Annotated in this window: 13 protein-coding genes; 8 read left to right on the top strand and 5 right to left on the bottom strand. The window is 42.3% G+C overall.

Features of this window, described 5'->3' with window-relative positions; translation table 11 throughout:
* Positions 1–71: 71 nt before the first annotated feature.
* From msrB to ACQY3F_RS16685, 4 genes are all read left to right on the top strand, one after another.
* Positions 72–464, top strand: coding sequence for a peptide-methionine (R)-S-oxide reductase MsrB (msrB, locus tag ACQY3F_RS16700; protein WP_428356065.1), 393 nt, complete (start codon positions 72–74; stop codon positions 462–464).
* Positions 461–1762: a M18 family aminopeptidase gene (locus ACQY3F_RS16695; RefSeq protein WP_428356064.1), complete on the top strand. Its 1302-nt coding sequence runs from the start codon at positions 461–463 to the stop codon at positions 1760–1762. The genes msrB and ACQY3F_RS16695 overlap by 4 nt, the downstream gene beginning before the upstream one ends.
* A gap of 318 nt (positions 1763–2080) precedes the next feature.
* Positions 2081–2653 (top strand): c-type cytochrome, encoded by a 573-nt coding sequence (locus ACQY3F_RS16690; RefSeq protein ID WP_428356062.1) that lies wholly within the window; start codon positions 2081–2083, stop codon positions 2651–2653.
* A 215-nt stretch (positions 2654–2868) separates the two neighbouring features.
* Complete coding sequence (locus ACQY3F_RS16685; RefSeq protein WP_428356061.1) at positions 2869–5106, top strand: fused MFS/spermidine synthase; 2238 nt, start codon at positions 2869–2871, stop codon at positions 5104–5106.
* 363 nt (positions 5107–5469) lie between these two features.
* On the opposite strand, the gene uvrA is transcribed toward ACQY3F_RS16685, so the two are convergent.
* The 4 genes from uvrA to cysD all read right to left on the bottom strand — a co-directional run bounded on the left by uvrA (position 5470) and on the right by cysD (position 12088).
* Entirely contained in the window at positions 5470–8298 is a 2829-nt protein-coding gene (gene uvrA, locus ACQY3F_RS16680) for an excinuclease ABC subunit UvrA (RefSeq protein WP_428357722.1), read from the bottom strand.
* Between the two features lie 17 nt (positions 8299–8315).
* On the bottom strand, positions 8316–9200 hold the full coding sequence (gene galU / locus ACQY3F_RS16675) for a UTP--glucose-1-phosphate uridylyltransferase GalU (protein ID WP_428356059.1): 885 nt from the start codon (positions 9198–9200) through the stop codon (positions 8316–8318).
* Positions 9201–9445: 245 nt separating this feature from the next.
* Entirely contained in the window at positions 9446–11074 is a 1629-nt protein-coding gene (cysN, locus tag ACQY3F_RS16670; protein WP_428356057.1) for a sulfate adenylyltransferase subunit CysN, read from the bottom strand.
* Between the two features lie 105 nt (positions 11075–11179).
* Positions 11180–12088: a sulfate adenylyltransferase subunit CysD gene (gene cysD / locus ACQY3F_RS16665; RefSeq protein WP_428356056.1), complete on the bottom strand. Its 909-nt coding sequence runs from the start codon at positions 12086–12088 to the stop codon at positions 11180–11182.
* Positions 12089–12882: 794 nt separating this feature from the next.
* On the opposite strand from cysD, the gene ACQY3F_RS16660 reads away from it, so the two are divergent.
* Positions 12883–13422 (top strand): hypothetical protein, encoded by a 540-nt coding sequence (locus ACQY3F_RS16660; protein WP_428356054.1) that lies wholly within the window; start codon positions 12883–12885, stop codon positions 13420–13422.
* Between the two features lie 223 nt (positions 13423–13645).
* On the opposite strand, the gene ACQY3F_RS16655 is transcribed toward ACQY3F_RS16660, so the two are convergent.
* Positions 13646–14515, bottom strand: coding sequence for an ion transporter (locus ACQY3F_RS16655; protein WP_428356053.1), 870 nt, complete (start codon positions 14513–14515; stop codon positions 13646–13648).
* Between the two features lie 276 nt (positions 14516–14791).
* Between ACQY3F_RS16655 and ACQY3F_RS16650 the strand changes: the two genes are divergently transcribed.
* The 3 genes from ACQY3F_RS16650 (at position 14792) to ACQY3F_RS16640 (ending at position 19710) form a co-directional block, all read left to right on the top strand.
* On the top strand, positions 14792–16447 hold the full coding sequence (locus tag ACQY3F_RS16650) for a glutamine--tRNA ligase/YqeY domain fusion protein (protein WP_428356052.1): 1656 nt from the start codon (positions 14792–14794) through the stop codon (positions 16445–16447).
* A gap of 33 nt (positions 16448–16480) precedes the next feature.
* The gene (locus tag ACQY3F_RS16645; protein ID WP_428356050.1) at positions 16481–17005 is read left to right on the top strand and encodes a globin domain-containing protein; all 525 of its coding nucleotides are present in this window, start codon (positions 16481–16483) and stop codon (positions 17003–17005) included.
* 731 nt (positions 17006–17736) lie between these two features.
* Positions 17737–19710: a C4-dicarboxylate ABC transporter gene (locus ACQY3F_RS16640; protein WP_428357720.1), complete on the top strand. Its 1974-nt coding sequence runs from the start codon at positions 17737–17739 to the stop codon at positions 19708–19710.
* Positions 19711–19712: the final 2 nt, after the last annotated feature.

Genomic DNA, 19712 nt, shown 5'->3' with positions numbered 1-19712 from the left:
GTGTACGATAAGCGGGCTAAAGCCACGCCCTACGATATATAGATATTCAAAATTCAGCAGGATAAACCAATATGAGCAAGACCAAACTCAGCGAAGAACAATGGCGCGAAAAGCTAAGTCCCGAACAATTTAATATTTGTCGCTGTAGCGGAACTGAGCCGCCATTTACGGGTAAATATGCAGACTGCAAAGAAGACGGCATTTACCATTGTAGTTGCTGTGGTCAGGCTTTGTTTGATTCTGCAACAAAATACAATTCAGGCTCAGGCTGGCCGAGTTTCTGGGGTAGTTTGTCAGCTGATGTTATTAAAGAAATAGTCGATACTAGCCATGGTATGCGCAGAGTTGAAATTGTGTGTAGCGACTGCGATGCACACTTAGGGCATTTATTTGAGGATGGGCCGGAACCAACGGGTCTGCGCTATTGTCTTAATTCAGCCTCTTTAGATTTAAAACCAAGATGAATGACAGACAACAAGTTCAGCAATTATTAGATTTTATTGATGCCAGTCCTAGCCCCTGGCATGCAGTGGCAACCATGGAGCAGGCCTTGCAGGCAGCAGCTTTTACTCGTTTATCTGAAAAAAATTCGTGGCAGTTAGAAGCAGGCGGGCGGTATTTTGTGGTTCGTGATGATTCGTCTATTATTGCGTTTGTGGTCGGGCATAAAGTCTTAGCTGAAAACGGTTATAAAATTATCGGAGCGCATACCGATTCACCCGGCTTAAGAATTAAGCCTCATGCACTGCATAAATCAGGTGAAATATTACGTATGGGTGTTGAGGTGTATGGTGGGCCCATTCTCGCTACTTTTACAGATCGGGACTTAAGTTTTGCTGGACGAGTAAGTTATCGCGATGAAGCTGGTGAAATTAAAACCCAATTAGTACGCTTTGAGCAATCCTTATTACGCTTACCTAATCTTGCTATTCATATGAATAGAGGGGTTAATGAAGACGGATTGAAGTTGAACAAGCAAAGCGAATTACCGCTGATATATTCTATGAGCAGTAAGGAGCAATTTCCGGATCAGGTTTTTACAGAATTATTAGTCACGCAATGCCACATCGCTGCCGAGCAAATTTTATCCTGGGAGTTTAATGTCTATGATACCCAGAAGGGTGCATTCTGGGGAGCAGAAGATGCATTTTACACGGATAGTCAGCTAGACAATCTGGCTTCCTGTCATGCTGGGTTAACGGCTTTGCTGGATGAAGTAGTATTAAACGCTGGCAATACGCTTGTGTGTGCATTTTTTGATCATGAAGAAGTGGGTAGTGAGAGTACTAAGGGAGCGGACGGGAGTTTTCTACCCGATGTATTGGAACGAATTGCTTTAGCGGCTGCATTAAATACTGAAGATTATAAACGCGCTCTAGCCAATAGTTTTATGCTCAGTGTTGATATGGCGCATGCCTATCAGCCTAATTTTCCAGCGGCTTACGAAACAGAGCATAAGGTCTATGTGAATAAAGGCCCGGTGATAAAATTAAACGCTAATCAACGATATAGCTCAGAAAGTGTTTCGGTAGCGATGTTTATTGGCTGGTGTCAGGCGGCGAATATCCCCTACCAAAAATATGCACATAGAACAGATATTCCTTGTGGTAGTACGATAGGCCCGATGACCTCGGCTAAACTAGGTATACGTACGGTCGATGTCGGTAATGCCATGTGGGCGATGCATAGTATACGAGAGAGTGCCGGGGTGCAGGACCATGCCTATATGATTGCCGTTATGCAATGCTTTTTTAAACATTAGACAATGGTATTAATGATGCTTGGGTACTTAGGCAACTCGCAATAAATAACCCACTCACCTTGCTGGTCTTTTTGTCCGTCTTCTGCGTTGTAGAAATAGTTACGTAGCTAGCTATGCGCCTATTTCTACGCCTTGAAGACAAACAAAAATCCTACGCAATATGGGGGGGGGTTATTTATTGCGCGTTACCTTAGCAGTCATTCGAGGATAGTAACCTATGTCAACTTTCTAAACGTGAATTTAGCGAGTACTTTTAATTTGAACAATTATTAGCTAGGGCGTAAGATTAACGCCTGTATTTACTGAGTAATGAGGTGCATGATGAATCTGTGTAGAAAATTATATCTGGGTGTTTTTTTATCTCTATTTGTTTCAGGCTTAGCTCTTGCAGCCCCTGATATCGCCGCAGGCAAAGAAAAAGCAGGGATGTGTTTTAATTGCCATGGTGCAGAAGGAAATAGCAAGCGGTCTAATTTTCCAAGCCTGGCTGGTCAGAAGCCTGCCTATCTGGTTAATCAACTACGCGCCTTTCGTGAAGGAACACGTGAAAATGGCCTTATGCAAAATCAGGCTGCTAATTTAACAGATGCAGAGATTAATAATCTGGCCGCCTTTTTTGCTTCAGTGAAAAATATCAGTGCCGGAGGCGATAAAGCGCTAGCGGATAAAGGCGAATCTAAAGCACCGATGTGCTTTGGCTGTCACGGTAATAAAGCAATGGGAATGGGCGTTACACCTAGACTTGCTGGTCAATACCCTGCCTATTTACAACGCCAGTTGCAGGCATTTAAAGACGGTACGCGAAAAAATGGTCCGATGAGAGGTATTGCCAAAATGTTATCTGCAGAAGAAGTGAGTGCGGTTACTGAATATATGGGCAGCTTAAAATAAGCGTCCGTGCTTTGCGTCAATGTCATGAAGTTTAGGCGACCAATATAGGATGTGTTGAGGCACGAAGCGCATCTTTTGGTAAATGATGCGCTTCACGTGATGCGTTTCGTGCCTCAACACATCCTATACTATCGATACAGAGCAAACAAAAAATGTAGGGCGCGGCTTTAGCCCGCCATCTTCACTGACACAAGTAGTCAACGTCTAAATCCATTATGTCCAACACATCCTCTAGTTCAAATCGTAGTCTTTCCTTAATTATACTATTTGCCGGTACACTGTTTGTCAGTGCAACCTTGATGTTTATCTTGCAGCCGCTGTTTGGCAAGCTAATGCTGCCCTTATTGGGTGGCTCGCCTGCCGTCTGGAATACCTGTATGGTGTTTTATCAGATGCTGCTGTTTTTTGGCTATTTATATGCGCATTATCTATCGACTCGCTTTTCTCATCTGCGTCAGATTCAAGTGCATGGTGCATTAATCCTTATCAGTTTAATTGCACTGCCGGTAGCCTTGCCCGAGCTAATGACGCCACCTACGGAAAGCAACCCTACGCTATGGTTGGTCTGGACGCTGTTTATTGCCATTGGATTACCCTTTTTTGTTCTGTCCACAACGTCGCCCTTAATTCAGAAATGGTTCTCGCATGTGGGGCACCATACCAGTCATGACCCTTATTATCTGTATGCTGCAAGCAATATCGGTAGTTTGCTAGCCCTATTAAGTTACCCGTTTATTTTAGAGCCGAATATAGGCTTAAGTGCGCAGAAACTGATCTGGAGCGCTGGCTATATAGCGCTAATTCTGTTTATCGCTGCCTGCGCCTGGTATTTTGTGCGCAATTATCAGCATGAAGAAGTTGATGAGCAGCAAGAAGCAGAAGTGGAAGCTCCTTCACCATTAACTAAACTACATTGGTTAGCGCTGGCCTTCGTTCCGTCTAGCCTATTATTAGGGCTGACCAATTTTGTTAGTACCGATATCGCCGCAGTGCCTTTATTGTGGATTATTCCGTTAACCTTATATTTACTCTCTTTTGTACTGGTTTTTTCCCGCTGGGCCAAGCCAATCCATCGGGTATCGGTGTTTTTGCAGCCTATCGTGCTCTTACCCTTTATCGCCTATTCATTTATTAATCCAGCCATATTGCCTTACTGGCTGGATTTAATTCTGCATTTAAGTGCCTTCTTTCTGGCTGTCATGGTGTGTCATGGTGAGTTGGCCAAAAATCGCCCGCATACGGCTTATTTGACCCTGTTTTATTTGATTATGTCATTTGCAGGTATGTTGGGCGGCATGTTCAATACTTTTGTCGCACCGTTTATCTTTAATGGAATTTATGAATATCCGTTGATGATCGTTGCCGCATTATTACTCCGTCCAGCCGTGCAATTAAAAGCTAATGAACAATGGAAAAAATTTGCTATACAGGCTATTTTTCCGTTATTCATTTTTATCTTTGGCTGGCTAGTCTATTTTGGTGTTTCTGATTTAGGCGCGTATATGGATAATATCGGCACCGCATTGATATTATTTGCCGGCTTGACCTACGCATTTCGTAAGCAGGCGGTCAGCCTGGCTTTATTAAGCGGGGTGATAATTTTCTTTATCGTGGGCTTACGTATCACGATGTCGAATACAATTTATAAAGAACGTACTTTTTTCGGTGTTTTATCCGTGCGTGATAGTGTGTTATTAAATGAACAGGGTAAGCCAGAGAAATATAAAGAACTGTTTCATGGTACGACCAAACATGGCGCACAGCGTCTGGCAAGCCATGTGCAGGAGCCTTTAACCTACTACAGTCGCCCAGGCCCGATGGGGCAATTGTTTAAAGCCTATGATGCCGTTGACCAGAATTGGCAGGTAGCTGTGGTGGGTCTGGGGGCAGGGGCATTAGCCTGTTATGCTAAGCCACAGCAACGCTGGACATTCTATGAGATCGATCCTGTCGTCGTTGAAATCGCAGAAAATCCTAAATACTTTAGTTATCTGCAACGTTGTACGCCTAAAGCAGCTATGGTAATAGGTGATGCAAGATTATCATTACAATCAGAGCCAGCAGCAAAGTTTGATTTATTAGTCATCGATGCCTTTAGCTCAGACTCAGTACCAACACATCTATTAACTCAGGAAGCTTTGCAATTATATTTCAGTAAGTTATCGGACAATGGCATACTCTCATTCCATATCACCAACCGGCATCTGGATTTAAAGAAAGTACTCGCTGATCATGCAAAACAATTACACTATGCGGCATTGATTCAGGAATTCAAGCCACAACAAGAAATCCCATTAGTGGTCGCCACGGATTGGTTTGTCTTAGCGAAAAATGAGCAGGCTCTGGCACCACTGTATCAAAATGGACGAGGCCGCTGGCAAAAACCGGGTTTATATTTTGATATGAAGCCGTGGACAGATGATTTTACTAATATTGTGGGGATTTGGAAATAGGGCAGCAATTTTTGTTGAGCTGATGAGTCTAAGGCTATCTAATGTACGGCTTGAATCGAGTTGGCGAGGGTATTCCTGATAACATACTTCGCGCGCGGTCACGCGAAGTATAAGTATTAGTTCAAACTAAATCTTATCTTAATAAAACGTAACTACTCAGACATGCTGAGTAGTTACAGAAAAATAAACACTGTAGGATGGGCAAAGGGCTTCATCCGTGCCCATCAACGAAAGCATGATGGGCACGTCGTACCTCCTTTGCCCATCCTACAAAATGCTTGTTCTATCATGATATTTATTATCAAATACCTGCTTCTCTGCTGCCTGGCTGGAAATATACAATAATACTAACCCATAGGCGAATTATTTAAAAAAACGTTTTAGATAATGACCCGTATAGGATTCTTTAATGTTGGAAACATGTTCGGGAGTGCCTTCAGCAACCACTGTTCCGCCGCCATCACCACCTTCTGGACCTATATCAATCAGCCAATCTGCGGTTTTAACCACATCCAGATTATGTTCGATCACAATAATGGTATTGCCGTGGTCGCGCAAGGTGTGCAGTACATTGAGTAGTTGCTGTATGTCATGAAAATGCAGGCCAGTTGTGGGTTCATCCAGAATATATAGCGTCTTGCCAGTGTCGCGCTTGGATAATTCCTTGGATAATTTTACCCGTTGCGCTTCACCACCCGAAAGAGTGGTGGCATTTTGCCCCAGTGTTATATAACTCAAACCAACATCTAACATGGTTTGTAGTTTACGCGCGAGAACTGGGACCGGTTTAAAGAAGGTGTAGGCTTCTTCTACGGTCATATTCAGTACCTCGTTAATGGTTTTACCCTTATAACGAATTTCCAGTGTTTCTCGGTTATAGCGTTTACCAGCACAAATATCACAGTGTACAAATACATCCGGTAGAAAATGCATTTCTACTTTAACAACACCATCACCACGGCAGGATTCGCAACGTCCGCCTTTGACATTAAAGCTGAATCTACCTGGTGTGTAACCTCGGGAGCGAGATTCAGGCGTTGCGGCAAAAAGTTCGCGGATCGGGGTAAAAAGCCCCGTATAGGTGGCCGGATTCGAGCGCGGTGTTCTGCCGATCGGGCTTTGATCAATATCAACTACCTTATCACATGCATCCAGCCCTTCCACAGCATCACAGGGAGCAGGCAAGGTCGTTGCACGATTGATGGCGCGAGCTGCATAGCGGTATAAAGTGTCATTAACCAGCGTGGACTTGCCCGACCCCGAAACTCCGGTTACGCAGGTAAATAAACCGATAGGAAAGTTGACATCAATATTTTTTAAATTATTTCCGTGCGCATTATGCACCGTGATCAGTTGCTGGTCATTGATGGGGGTTAACTGCTTCGGACCAGTAATACTGAGCTTTCCAGAAAGATATTGTCCGGTAATAGAATGCTTATTAGCGATCACATCTTCTGGGGTTCCTTGCGCAATAATCTGCCCTCCGTGTACACCTGCTCCAGGACCAATGTCGACAACATGCTGCGCTGCACGAATAGCATCTTCATCATGCTCTACGACTATCACGGTATTGCCTAAGTCGCGTAGTCTAAAAAGCGTGTTTAGCAGGCGGTCATTATCGCGTTGATGCAAGCCGATAGACGGTTCATCCAGAACATACATAACGCCGACCAGCCCAGCACCAATCTGGCTAGCGAGACGAATACGCTGTGCCTCACCCCCAGACAGGGTGTCAGCACTGCGATCCAGAGTAAGATAGTCTAGACCGACATTAACCAGAAATTCCAGTCGTTGCTGAATTTCAGTCACGATTTTTTCAGCAATTTGGCCGCGTTGCCCGGGTAAATGTAGCGTCTGAAAAAATTCTAGGCAGTGTCGTATAGGTAACCGGGTAATTTCGTAAAGGGGTCTTGAGTCGATGAAGACATTGCGCGCGGCGGTATTTAAACGCGATCCCTGACAATTTGGGCAGCCAATATGTGCCTGATATTTGGCCAATTCATCGCGTACTACTTGAGACTCTGTTTCGTGATAGCGGCGCTCCATATTGGCAATGATGCCTTCAAAGCTATGACGCTTTTTACGTTTTTTGCCACTGCCAGTAACAAAAGTAAAGTCTATGGCTTTGCGTCCACTACCATATAAAATGATCTGCCGGATTTCTTCACTCAATTCCTGAAACGGAGTTTCCGGGTCAAAATCATAATGCTCTGCTAGCGAGCAGATGATTTGATAATAATAGCCATTGCGTCTGTCCCAGCCTCTGACAGCTCCACCGGCTAGACTCAGTTCGCTATTATGCACCACCAGGTCTGGGTCGAAATGTTGCTTGATGCCCAGACCATCACAGGCAGGGCAAGCGCCTTTGGGGTTATTAAAGGAAAAAATACGTGGCTCTAATTCAGTAATACTGTAGCCACATTCTGAGCAGGCATATTTTTCCGAGAAAATCAGTTGCCGTGGCTTTTTAGCTTTATCATCCATGCTCACAGCAGTAGCCACGCCATCAGCAATTCTTAAGGCGGTTTCAAAGGACTCTGCCAGACGTAGTTTGATATCCTGGCGAATTTTGAAGCGGTCAATAATGACTTCTATCGTGTGCTTTTTCTTACCATCCAGTTCAGGGAGTTCATCAAGTTCGTAAACCACACCATCAATACGTGTACGAATAAAGCCCTGAGCCTGCAGATCCTCTAGTAATTGAATATGTTCGCCTTTGCGATCATTAATCACCGGGGCCAGCAGCATCCAGCGCTCACCCTCGGGTTGCTCTAGTACATGATCAACCATCTGGCTAATGGTTTGAGCTTCCAGGGATAAGCCATGATCAGGGCAGCAGGGCGTGCCCGCGCGAGCATAGAGTAGCCTTAGATAATCATATATTTCGGTAATGGTACCCACGGTAGAGCGTGGGTTATGTGACGTGGATTTCTGTTCTATAGAAATTGCTGGAGATAAGCCTTCGATATGATCGACATCTGGCTTTTCCATTATGGATAAAAACTGGCGGGCGTATGCAGATAAGGATTCTACATAGCGTCGTTGCCCTTCAGCATAGATAGTGTCAAAAGCCAGTGAAGATTTACCTGAACCTGATAAGCCGGTGATAACGATCAGCGCATCACGAGGCAGATCAAGATCTATATTTTTCAGGTTATGCGTTCTGGCACCGCGTATGCTAATAGTATCTATCATAAGCTGTGAAGGAGTTAGCTGAGTGTATTAGCCAGATTTATAAGATAATCTTTAAAATCATCTTTTAACTCATCATGCAATAAGCCATGTTCTACAGTGGCAATTAAGAAGCCTAGTTTGGAGCCACAATCATACCGTGTACCTTCAAACTCATAAGCTAGCACTTGTTCATCATCTAATAGGCTGGCAATCGCATCAGTTAACTGAATTTCATTACCAGCGCCTCTTTCTGTTGTTTCAATTTTATCAAAAATTGCGGGGGTTAAAATATAACGACCAACAACACCTAAATTACTGGGTGCAACATCTGGTTTTGGTTTTTCAATGATGGACTCAACTTTATTGATTGAGGGGCCAACAGGACTGGTCTCAACGATGCCATACTTCTCAGTTTCACTTGGATCAACTCTTTCTACGCCTAAAATAGAGCAGGAGTTTTTTTCATATTGTTGCACCATTTGTGCCATACAGCCACGCTCTGCATCTTCTACTAAATCATCGGCAAGAATAACGGCAAATGGCTCATCACCTACAACGGGTTTGGCACAGAGCACGGCATGCCCTAGTCCTAAAGCTTCTGATTGACGTATAAACACGCAGGATACATGAGGTGGGATAATGTTGCGTACGGTTTCGAGTACGCGTAGCTTGTTTTTCGCTGTTAACTCTACTTCTAATTCGTAAGCTTTATCAAAGTGGTCGGGGATTGAGCGTTTATTCCTTCCAGTGATAAAAATCATGGTATCAATTCCAGCAGCAACAGCTTCTTCTACAGCGTATTGAATTAAAGGTTTATCAACAATTGGCAGCATTTCTTTAGGGCTAGCTTTAGTTGCTGGAAGGAAACGCGTGCCTAATCCAGCGACTGGAAATACTGCTTTGGTGATTTTTTGCGTCATTAATTAGTTCCTTACTTACTGAATTACAAATTATGTAAGAGTCTTATGTGTAGCAGAGTTAACTGCTAAGGAGCGAGGATTTAATAATATCCGCAAGTATGACGCAGGATTTTGGCATCACAGGCGTGCTAGGAAAACAGGCGCATAGCAGGCTACGCAACTGTTTTTCTAGTATGACTGTGGGGTCAAAAGACAAGTCAGACTCGGGTATTATTAAATCCTCGCTCCTAAGTAAACGTTTTCGATTATTGAATAATATTTTGTTCTTTAAGCGCTAAATGAATACTGTCTAACGAAGTTTGATCGGTATCAAAGCTAAGGTCACAAACATCATGTGCAGTACAAAGGCATATTAACCCCGCATTTTTGACGACGGTTATGGCATCATCCATATTATTCAATTTAGATGCTAAAACAGTCGCTGCATGACCATTATCAAATAGTTTACGCTCTAATTGATAGGCAATTTGTTCGCTGTGAGTGCCGGTTAAAGCAATGGATACTGCTTGTTGCGCATAACGTGCAGCACGCTCCTCAATACTAACATCTCTAAGTTCTGTGTCAGAACTATGGCCTGCAATCATGCCCGCTCCCACGGTAACATTTGTCAGGCGGTCGATGATAATAAATGCTCCTGTGCCTTTGCTACGTTTATAAGCATCAAAAACAACGGGTGCATTAACCGAAACCGAGCATAAGCCAATTTCATTTAACTGTAACTCTTTGGCATCGTGGTGTTCCAGTGTATTTACATCAATACGGTGCTGGATATTGGCGATGGAACCTGAAACACTGCGTGTTGCCAGTTTAATAATATATTGTTTGCCGGGAACTAAGGAATTTTCAGTCATCCAGACTATAGTGGCATCAAACTTATCGGCTACACTCGGCAAGTTATCACTGCTGACTATGGTGTCGCCACGACTGACATCAATTTCATCTTCTAGTGTTAAGGTGACCGCCATAGGAGGATAAGCTTCTTCCAGCTCGCCATCAAAAGTAACTATAGACTTAATGGTACTGGTTTTACCCGATGGCAAGGCAGTAATTGCATCACCCTTATGAAAAACGCCGGAAGCAATGGTGCCGCAAAAGCCACGAAAATCAAGGTTGGGACGGTTAACATATTGCACAGGAAAGCGAGCATCCTGAAAATTTCCATCTTGGGAGATTTTCACGGTTTCCAGTGTTTCCATCATAGATTTACCCGTGTACCAAGGCATATTGGTACTCTTATTGACGACATTATCACCGTCTAAAGCAGATAGCGGGATAGCATAAACGTCGTCAAGACCATCTAGGTCTTTAATAAAGTCTAAATAGTCAGTCTTGATTGCTTCATAAGTTTGTTCACTATAGTCTTTGAGGTCCATTTTATTGATGGCAACAATAATATGTTTAATACCTAATAATGAAGCGATAAAGCTGTGGCGTTTGGTTTGTGTTTGTACTCCATATCGCGCATCGATCAATATAACCGCAAGATCACAGGTGGAGGCTCCAGTAGCCATATTGCGCGTATATTGTTCATGCCCGGGTGTATCAGCAATAATAAATTTACGCGTAGTGGTAGAAAAATAACGATAAGCAACATCGATAGTGATGCCTTGCTCACGTTCGGCCTGTAAGCCATCTACTAATAAAGCCAGGTCAATTTTTCCGGCACCTGTCGTACCTGATTTAACACTGTCTGATTGTACAGCTGCCAATTGATCTTCGTAGATCATTTTTGAATCATATAACAAGCGGCCGATTAGGGTGCTTTTGCCATCGTCGACATTACCACAGGTTAAAAAACGTAATAATTCTTTGCGTTCATGTTGCGCCAGATAAGCGTCTATGTCGGTACTAATTAAGTCTGATTGATGAGACATTGTGTTTTCCTGAAAAAAAGATAAATGCGAAAGTGTGAGTTAACTGACTTTTGCGACAGTAAGTGAGTCAGCTATCTAGGTCTGTTCGAATAATTCAAAAAAGAATTAAAAATAACCTTCGCGTTTTTTCTGTTCCATTGATCCTGATTGATCGTGATCGATTAATCGACCCTGGCGTTCGGATGTCGTTGTTAACAGCATTTCCTGAATAATTTCAGGTAAGGTCGTTGCCGTCGATTCCACAGCACCGGTTAGAGGGTAACAACCTAAAGTACGGAAACGTACCATTTTCATTTCTATTTTTTCATCAGGACCAATTGGCATACGATCATCATCAACCATGATTAACATGCCATCTTTATTTACTACAGGACGTTTTTTGGCAAAGTACAAGGGTACAATTGGAATGTTTTCTAAATGGATATATTGCCAGACATCGAGTTCAGTCCAGTTAGAAATAGGGAAGACCCGAATGCTTTCACCCTGATCAATTCTGCCGTTATAGATATTCCATAATTCAGGACGTTGATTTTTTGGATCCCAGCCATGATTTTTATCACGGAATGAATAAACACGTTCTTTAGCACGTGATTTTTCTTCATCGCGACGAGCACCACCAAAAGCAGCATCAAATTTATATTTATTCAATGCTTGTTTTAAGCCCTGGGTTTTCATTATATCGGTATGTTTTTTACTGCCATGAGTAAAAGGGCCAACGCCTTGATCAATTCCATCCTGATTTGAATGAACTATTAGATCCCAGCCTAGTTCTTTAATGTATTTGTCGCGGAACTCGATCATTTCCTTAAACTTCCACTTAGTATCAACATGCATTAAAGGGAAGGGGGGCTTTCCCGGGTAAAATGCTTTACGCGTTAAATGTAACATGACCGCTGAATCTTTACCTACGGAGTAAAGCATTACCGGACGGTCAAATTCTGCTGCTACTTCACGAATAATATGGATGCTTTCAGCTTCCAGCTCTTTCAGGTGGGTCAGTTTATGATCAGTCATCAATAAAAGGTTAAGTTCAAAATAAGAGAGTAAAAAGTGTGATGTAGTTAATCACGCTTTGTTCGTATAAAGATCCTATGTATTTTAATTTGAATAAGCATTTAATGCTATAAGCATTACTAAATAACTAACTGTTAATGCATGTTATTTCTGGATCTTTTGACTGTAAAGTTACTTGTTATGCAGTCTCTGGCTAGTTTAGCGTCTCTCTTTGTACTGCGTAAAGTTTATTGTAACTAGGCATTAACATCTAAAATTAGGGGCTATAAACCTTTTTGCCAGCGGTCTTATGTTTCAATCATGAATTCGCGACATAAGATTTAAGTCTTTTTGCAAAAAGGGCGTTAACTAACAAATACATTAACCTGAAACCGCAGTTGAGCAGGGATTTATTCACAAAACCGTGAAGCGGAGTCTGTTCACTCTGCAGGTGATAAGTTGTTGCGATCATTATGCTTTATATTCAAATACTTAGGGTGTTTTTTAGCGTTCAATTGCGGTTTTTAGGTTTAATCAGCATATTGCGATATATTGATTAATAATCATACATAGGGTTTAATTATCAAATCTAACTTAGGAACGCGCACGGAATAAGTTGAGCATCTGGCGTAGGATTTTTATTCGTATTCAAAGCCTGCCCCGTGCTTGATACGGGGACGTAGAAACAGGCGCGTAGCCAGCTATGCGGCTATTGCTACAGCACTGATGACAAACAAAAATACTGCCCAAATATTGGATACTTATTTATTTCCAGGTGCCTCAGCTTAGAATACTAATAATAGAGAGGAATATTTATGAGTAACTATAACAATAATAAAGTCATATCAGCGATAATCATTGCTTCAATTACAGGTTTATTTTTAGTCGCCTGCGGAGATCAACAAAAGAAATCACCCGCTATCAAGATCCCGGTGCAACAGTATAAACAAGCGAAGATTCTGCAAGGTAGTGTGCAAGATGCGAAGGGACCTGTGCGAGAAGGAGAAATCAAAGTAGAGGACAGCACTGGCCATGTGGTCGCTAGTGCCAGCCTGGAAGGTAGCAAGAATTATAGTGTAACAATTCCGGCAGGTACGACTTTGCCAATTGTGATAACAGTTAAGCCCAAAGGTAGTTCCGAAAAATTAATAGCAGCGGTTATTTCTACGGCGGTATCCCGATATGATATCAGCCCCTTAACGACTAAAATTGCTAAGCGTGCTAAAGAGTTAGGTGGTTACACGCATGCGCATATGGTAATGGCAGCGGATAATACTGTGGGTGTGCCAGATGCTAATAAAACCTCGACAGGTTTTCGTGGCGACCCAACCAAGCAATATGGCGGCTGGCATTAAGGAGCGAGAATTCAATAATACCCGAGTCTGACTTGTTCCTGCCTACGCAGGAATGACGTTTCTTTTGACTCCATAGTCGCACTAGAAAAACAGTTACGTAGCCTGCTACGCACCGGTTCCAGCGCCCCCGTATCTAGTACGGGGCAGGCTTTTCTCTCAAAAAAAACGACTGCTTATAAAATCCGCAACCTTGGTTGCGCGCAGTATATCTTGAAGTTTAAAATCACTCAATCTCTTCCAGCGCACCACCACAATACTTACAAAAATCAGCATCAGTATCATGGCCAATTTTGCCACAACTAGGGCAGGCTTCATTAGAGACTTTTGCGGGCTGGTAAGATTTAATTAATTCAGCACTATAAATCCCGGTAGGTACTGCAATAATGCCATAACCCATGATCATAATGCCTGCGGCAATAATCTGGCCTAAAGGTGTCTGTGGTGCAATATCGCCATAACCCACCGTGGTCAGAGTAACAATTGCCCAATACACCGATTTTGGAATGCTGGTAAAGCCCGAAGCACTGCCTTCAATTACGTACAGCAAAGATCCAAAGACTATAGATAGTGTTAGAACAGCATACAGAAATACCAGAATTTTTTGGCTACTGTTTTTTAAAGCTGTCATCAGAGTTTCAGCTTCATCTACATATTCTGCCAATTTGAAAATACGAAAAATTCGTAATAAGCGCAGGATACGAATAATCAGCATATATTTTATGCCAGGAAAAAGTAGTCCGATATAAGTTGGTAAAATCGATAGTAAGTCGATGATCCCATAGAAGCTGCGAGCATAGAGTCTAGGCTGGCGTACAGCGAATAGGCGTAGTATATATTCACAGGTAAATAGCAGAGTAAAGCCCCATTCGGTATAAAAAAATACCCAGCTATATTGCTGATAAAATGCTTCTACGCTACTTAGCATTACGGCTAATACGCTAAGAGAAATAGCAATTATCAGTACAATATCGAATAATTTTCCTGCACGGGTTTCAGCACCAAAAATAATGCTGTTGAGTGTTTCTCGCCACGCCGATAAATGCTCTCCGGTATTGTAATTCACCCTGGTTTTTCTACTTTTCGATGCTTGCATATTGGGAATTAAATTAGCTATATAGGTTAAGGTGATTATAGTTGCTATCGCGTTGTAATATGGTATCTTAATGCTCCATATTACTTAGGAACGTGCACGAAATAAAATCTACAACAAGTAATGGAAGCGGGACCTTTAGTCCCGCATGGAAATGGCAGGACTAAAGATCCCGCTTCCAAGTTGACTAATTTGTTTCCAGCTGCCTAAGCAAAAGCCTTTATTATGCACATTTTATAATGGATGTGCGCAAACCAACACAAAGATCCCTAATATTCAATGTCAACGACTGAAAGTGCCCCTGCAACAAACTTCATCCGTCAAATAATCACTAAAGATCTGGCAGAAAATAAACATAGCCAGGTTATAACGCGTTTTCCGCCTGAGCCTAATGGGTTTTTACATATCGGCCACGCGAAATCCATTTGTCTTAACTTTGGTGTCGCGGCGGAAAACCAGGGTTTATGTAATTTACGTTTTGATGATACCAATCCGCAAAAAGAAAGTATCGAATATGTGCGTGCAATTGAAAAAGATGTGCATTGGCTGGGCTTTGAGTGGGCTGAATTAAAGCATTCATCGGATTATTTTGAGTTACTCTATGGCTTTGCCGTTGAGCTAATAGAAAAGGGCCTGGCTTATGTGGATAGCTTAAGTGCAGAACAAATTCGTGAGTATCGTGGTACTTTGACCAAGCCGGGTAAAGAAAGCCCCGATCGTAGTCGTAGTATTGAAGAAAATCTGGATTTATTTGCCAGAATGCGAGCCGGTGAATTTGCCGATGGTCAATATTTGCTGCGCGCTAAAATTGATATGGGCTCTGCGAATATTAATATGCGTGACCCTGCCATCTATCGAATTCGCCGGGTACATCATCAGCTTACTGGGGATAACTGGTGCATCTATCCGATGTATGACTATACCCATTGTATATCGGATGCCTTAGAAAATGTCACCCATTCGCTGTGTACACTGGAGTTTGCAGATCATCGCCCTTTGTATGACTGGGTGCTAGATAATATAAGTATTAATTGCCATCCGCAACAAATCGAATTTGCGCGTTTAGAACTGGAATATACTATTGTTAGTAAACGTAAATTAAATCAACTGGTAGTCGATGGTCATGTCAATGGCTGGGATGATCCACGTATGCCTACGATTGCTGGCCTACGCCGTGCCGGTTTTACCCCGGCATCTATTCGTGATTTTTGTGAACGTATCGGTGTAACCAAAAAAGATTCTTCGATAGAAATGGCAGTACTAGAAAATTGTATCCGTGAAGACCTAAACGATACTGCTGCACGTGCGATGGCAGTTTTAGAGCCTATAAAAATCGTAATAGAAAATTATCCTGATGACCAGGTTGAACAATTAGAAATGGCTAATCACCCGCAAAATGAAGCCATGGGTAAGCGCATTGTTCCATTCGCCAAAGATATTTATATCGATCAGGATGACTATGCCGATGTGCCTCCACCCAAGTACAAACGTTTGATAGAAGGTGGTGAAGTCCGCTTACGCGGCGCTTATGTGATTAAATGTCATCAAGTGATTAAAGATACTGCGGGTAAAGTCATAGAATTACGTTGTACCTATGATGAAAATACCTTGGGGAAAAAGCCAGAAGGGCGTAAGGTAAAAGGAGTCATTCATTGGGTGTCGGCAACTCATGCCCTGGATGCGGAAGTACGCTTGTACGATCGTTTATTTAAAGTAGCCAACCCAAGTGCTGAAGATGATTTTTGTGACGCTTTAAATCCGGATTCTCTACAAGTGATAACGGCAGCTAAAGTTGAAGCCAGCTTAGCGGGTGCTGAACTAGGCAGCCGTTATCAATTTGAAAGGGTAGGCTATTTTTGTCTGGATACTGAAGATAGCACAGCGGAAAAATTAGTGTTTAATCGTACTGTCACTTTGCGTGATACCTGGGCTTAAAAAACGGTAGCTTAATTAAATGGGATTATCCTTATGATGTATGGTGTTTTGCTTTTGGTAATTTTGCTTGCCTATTTGCTATTAATTCAAAATAAAAAAAATCAGGCGAGATATGCGCAACAATATATTGAGGAAGAACCGTATCCATTAACGCCGGAGCAAATTAAATGCATACGCAACTCCTGGCGGCGCATACTTCCGATCAAAGAAAAATTTGCTGAAATGTTTTATGTGCGCTTGTTTGAATTAGATCCAGCGTTGAAATCCTTATTTCGAGGCAGGCTGGATTTTCAAGGTACGAAGTTAATGACGACTTTGAATGTCGTAGTCAACTCCATAGAGGATTTCAACGCAGTGGAAGCCATGCTTGAGGCTATGGGCAATCGTCATATTATTTACGGTGTTCAGGCGGCTCATTATGAAACAGTAGGAGCTGCGTTGTTATATGTTTTAGAAAAAAGTCTGGGTGAATATTTTAATGATGATATAGAAGATGCCTGGGTTACAGCTTATAGTGAGATTGCTAACACTATGAAAAAAACGGCTTATCCGGAATAAAAAAACGTATCAGAGTAAGGTGATTGGATAGTATGCATACCGCTGGCCTACAACACCTGAGATATAAGGAAAACTCTGCAGGGAAATGATATGCTAACGATTAGTCAGTTTTTACTTTCTTGATTACCCACAACTCTCAGCTAGACTCCGTCATTTCAGCTACCATTTTAAAAGGGGACAAAGCAATGTAGGCTGGGTTAGCTTATCTAGCGAAGCGCAGATAACGTAACCCAGCACTTTACGTATACGGGGCTTTGCTGGGTTACGTTTTTTTACTTCGTTAAAAAAATCTAACCCAGCCTACGGTGTCCCGTCTTAAGTGCGTAGCCATCATTCCTGCATACTTTTAGCAGGGATCTCGTAGGTTAAGCATAGATTCCCGATAAAAGATTTCGGGAATGACGAGTTTTTTAATATACTGTTTTTAATGTTTTATTCTCTTATGGCTGAGAGTTGTACGTAATCAGGTTTACTTTTGTCGTCTAGTGAACAATGATCGTTTAACCTAGAAACCGCAGTTGAGCAGGGATTTCGCGCTCAGATTTATTCACAAAACCGTGAAGCGGAGTCTGTTCACCCTGCAGGTGATAAGTTGTTACGGTCATTATCTTTATATTCAAATGCTTAGAGTGTTTTTTAGCGTTCAACGGCGGTTTTTAGGTTTAAAGCCCTGTCTCTACTTTTTTATCGTACTGCTATGTTTTACCCAAAGCGTAAATGCATTGCAGTCTATGCAACTGTCTATCGATGAAATTACGTCAGAACAGTGGTCGCTAAGCGAAGCGTTGCTGGAAATTAAGTACCTCAATCAAACGCCTCAAATATCTCTAAGCTCTGCAGTGCTGACATTGCCACCGCCATTCGAGCAGATCAAACTACTTAGTATTCAATGCCAGAAAATAGCATGGGATAAGCATTATTTAAACTGCGCAGGAGGAACAGGGCAGTTTAAATCCAGATTAAATAATTTAATTTCATTCGCTTTCTCCTTACTTGTAGATCATAACAAAAGTGAATTTACTCTCAGCCATTTTTCACTATTCGGTGCAGAAATATCAATTCATGCACAGGAAAAAGCAGAAAAATGGCAGCTAAGTATCCAGGCTAAACACCTCAATCTTGATAGACTCAAAACCCTATTTGCCGACGACGTTTTAGCTATTATGCAAGGAATGGTTGATGTAAATGTCGAGCTAAGTGGAGAACAAGATAACCTTCAATCAGTTCAAGTGACTGCGCTAGTCGATAAGTTAAACCTACAGGATAAAGCCGGGTTGTTTGTCAGTGAAAACAGCTTGTTAAAAATTAGCTTATGTGCGGACAAAAAAAATAAGGCTTGGTATTGGCAGACTACAAATCGTATTCTTGCCGGAGAAATGTTTGTGGACCCGGTCTATTTGAAAGTGGAAAGCAAGTCAGTACGCCTAATTGCCAAAGGTATATGGCAGCCAGAGCAGGCGAAAACCAAGATAACAGAGTTAACACTGGAGCATGCAGGGATGTTTACTTTGCAAGCAAATGCAGAATGGGATCATCAGGCGGAAACAAGCATGACCAAGGCTGACATAACGGTTCAAATCCCCCAGCTAAAGTCCGCTACTGCGACTTATATATTGCCCTTTTTGGAATCTAGTGCTTTAGCCGATATAGATTTGAGCGGTTCAGTCGAGGGCAGATTTAAGATAAAGCAAAACAATATAATTGCTGCAAAAGTTATCGTTAACCATCTAAGCTTAGATAATTCCCAGACTGGCTTATCTATTAATCAAGCCAATGCTCAGTTAAACTGGGCAGAACAACAGCAAAACACCCTAGCCTCATTTATAGACTGGCAACAGCTAAAAGTGCAGGCAATCCCCTTTCAGGCAGGACGGCTGGATTTTATCAGCTTTGCTAAGCAGTTCAGCCTTGTTAAACGGGCTGATCTCGCTGTTTTAGGTGGGATTATTTCTATCCATAATCTTAGCTATTCTGCTGCGGGGCAAAATAGCGAGACCAAGCTGCATTTTCAAGGCTCCGTTAAGCAGCTATCTTTGCAACAATTATCTAAAGCACTTGGCTGGACACCGCTGTCAGGAACCATCAGTGGGAATATTCCTTCGGTAAACTATCAGGACAATCTTTTATCGCTGGAGGGTGAATTAAAAATGCAGGTATTTGATGGTGAAGTGATCATAACTAACCTGGCTTCCTCTGGTCTGTTGAGTGATTTTCCCCAATTTTATACAGATATACAGCTAAAGAATCTTGATTTAGGCATGATGACCCGTCAATTCCATACGGGGTATATTGAAGGACGAGTCTCGGGGGATGTGAAAAATCTGTATATGGAAAATTGGCAAGCTGTCTCCTTTTATGCCTGGATTGGTACGCCTGAGGATGATAGTACTACGCACAGAATCAGCCAGAAAGCAGTAGAAAATATTGCCAGTATTGGTGGCGGGGGTGTGTCGGATGTATTGTCCAGAGGTTTCCTGGGATTGTTTAGCACTTTTGGTTATAAGAAATTGGGTTTTGGCTGTTATCTGCATCAGGGGGTTTGTCAATTAATGGGTGTTGAGGCCGTCGATAATGGATTTTATCTGATTAAAGGAGGAGGGCTGCCAAGAATCGATGTTATTGGTTATACTCCTCATCTGGACTGGAATATATTGTTGAATAGTTTGCAAAGAATTACCGCCTCGGATGAGGCCATTATTAAATAGAG

It is taken from the genome of Methyloprofundus sp., assembly GCF_965251085.1.
GTDB lineage: Bacteria > Pseudomonadota > Gammaproteobacteria > Methylococcales > Methylomonadaceae > Methyloprofundus.
Note: the sequence above shows the minus strand (reverse complement) of the source record. Positions and strands in the feature narration are given on the sequence as shown.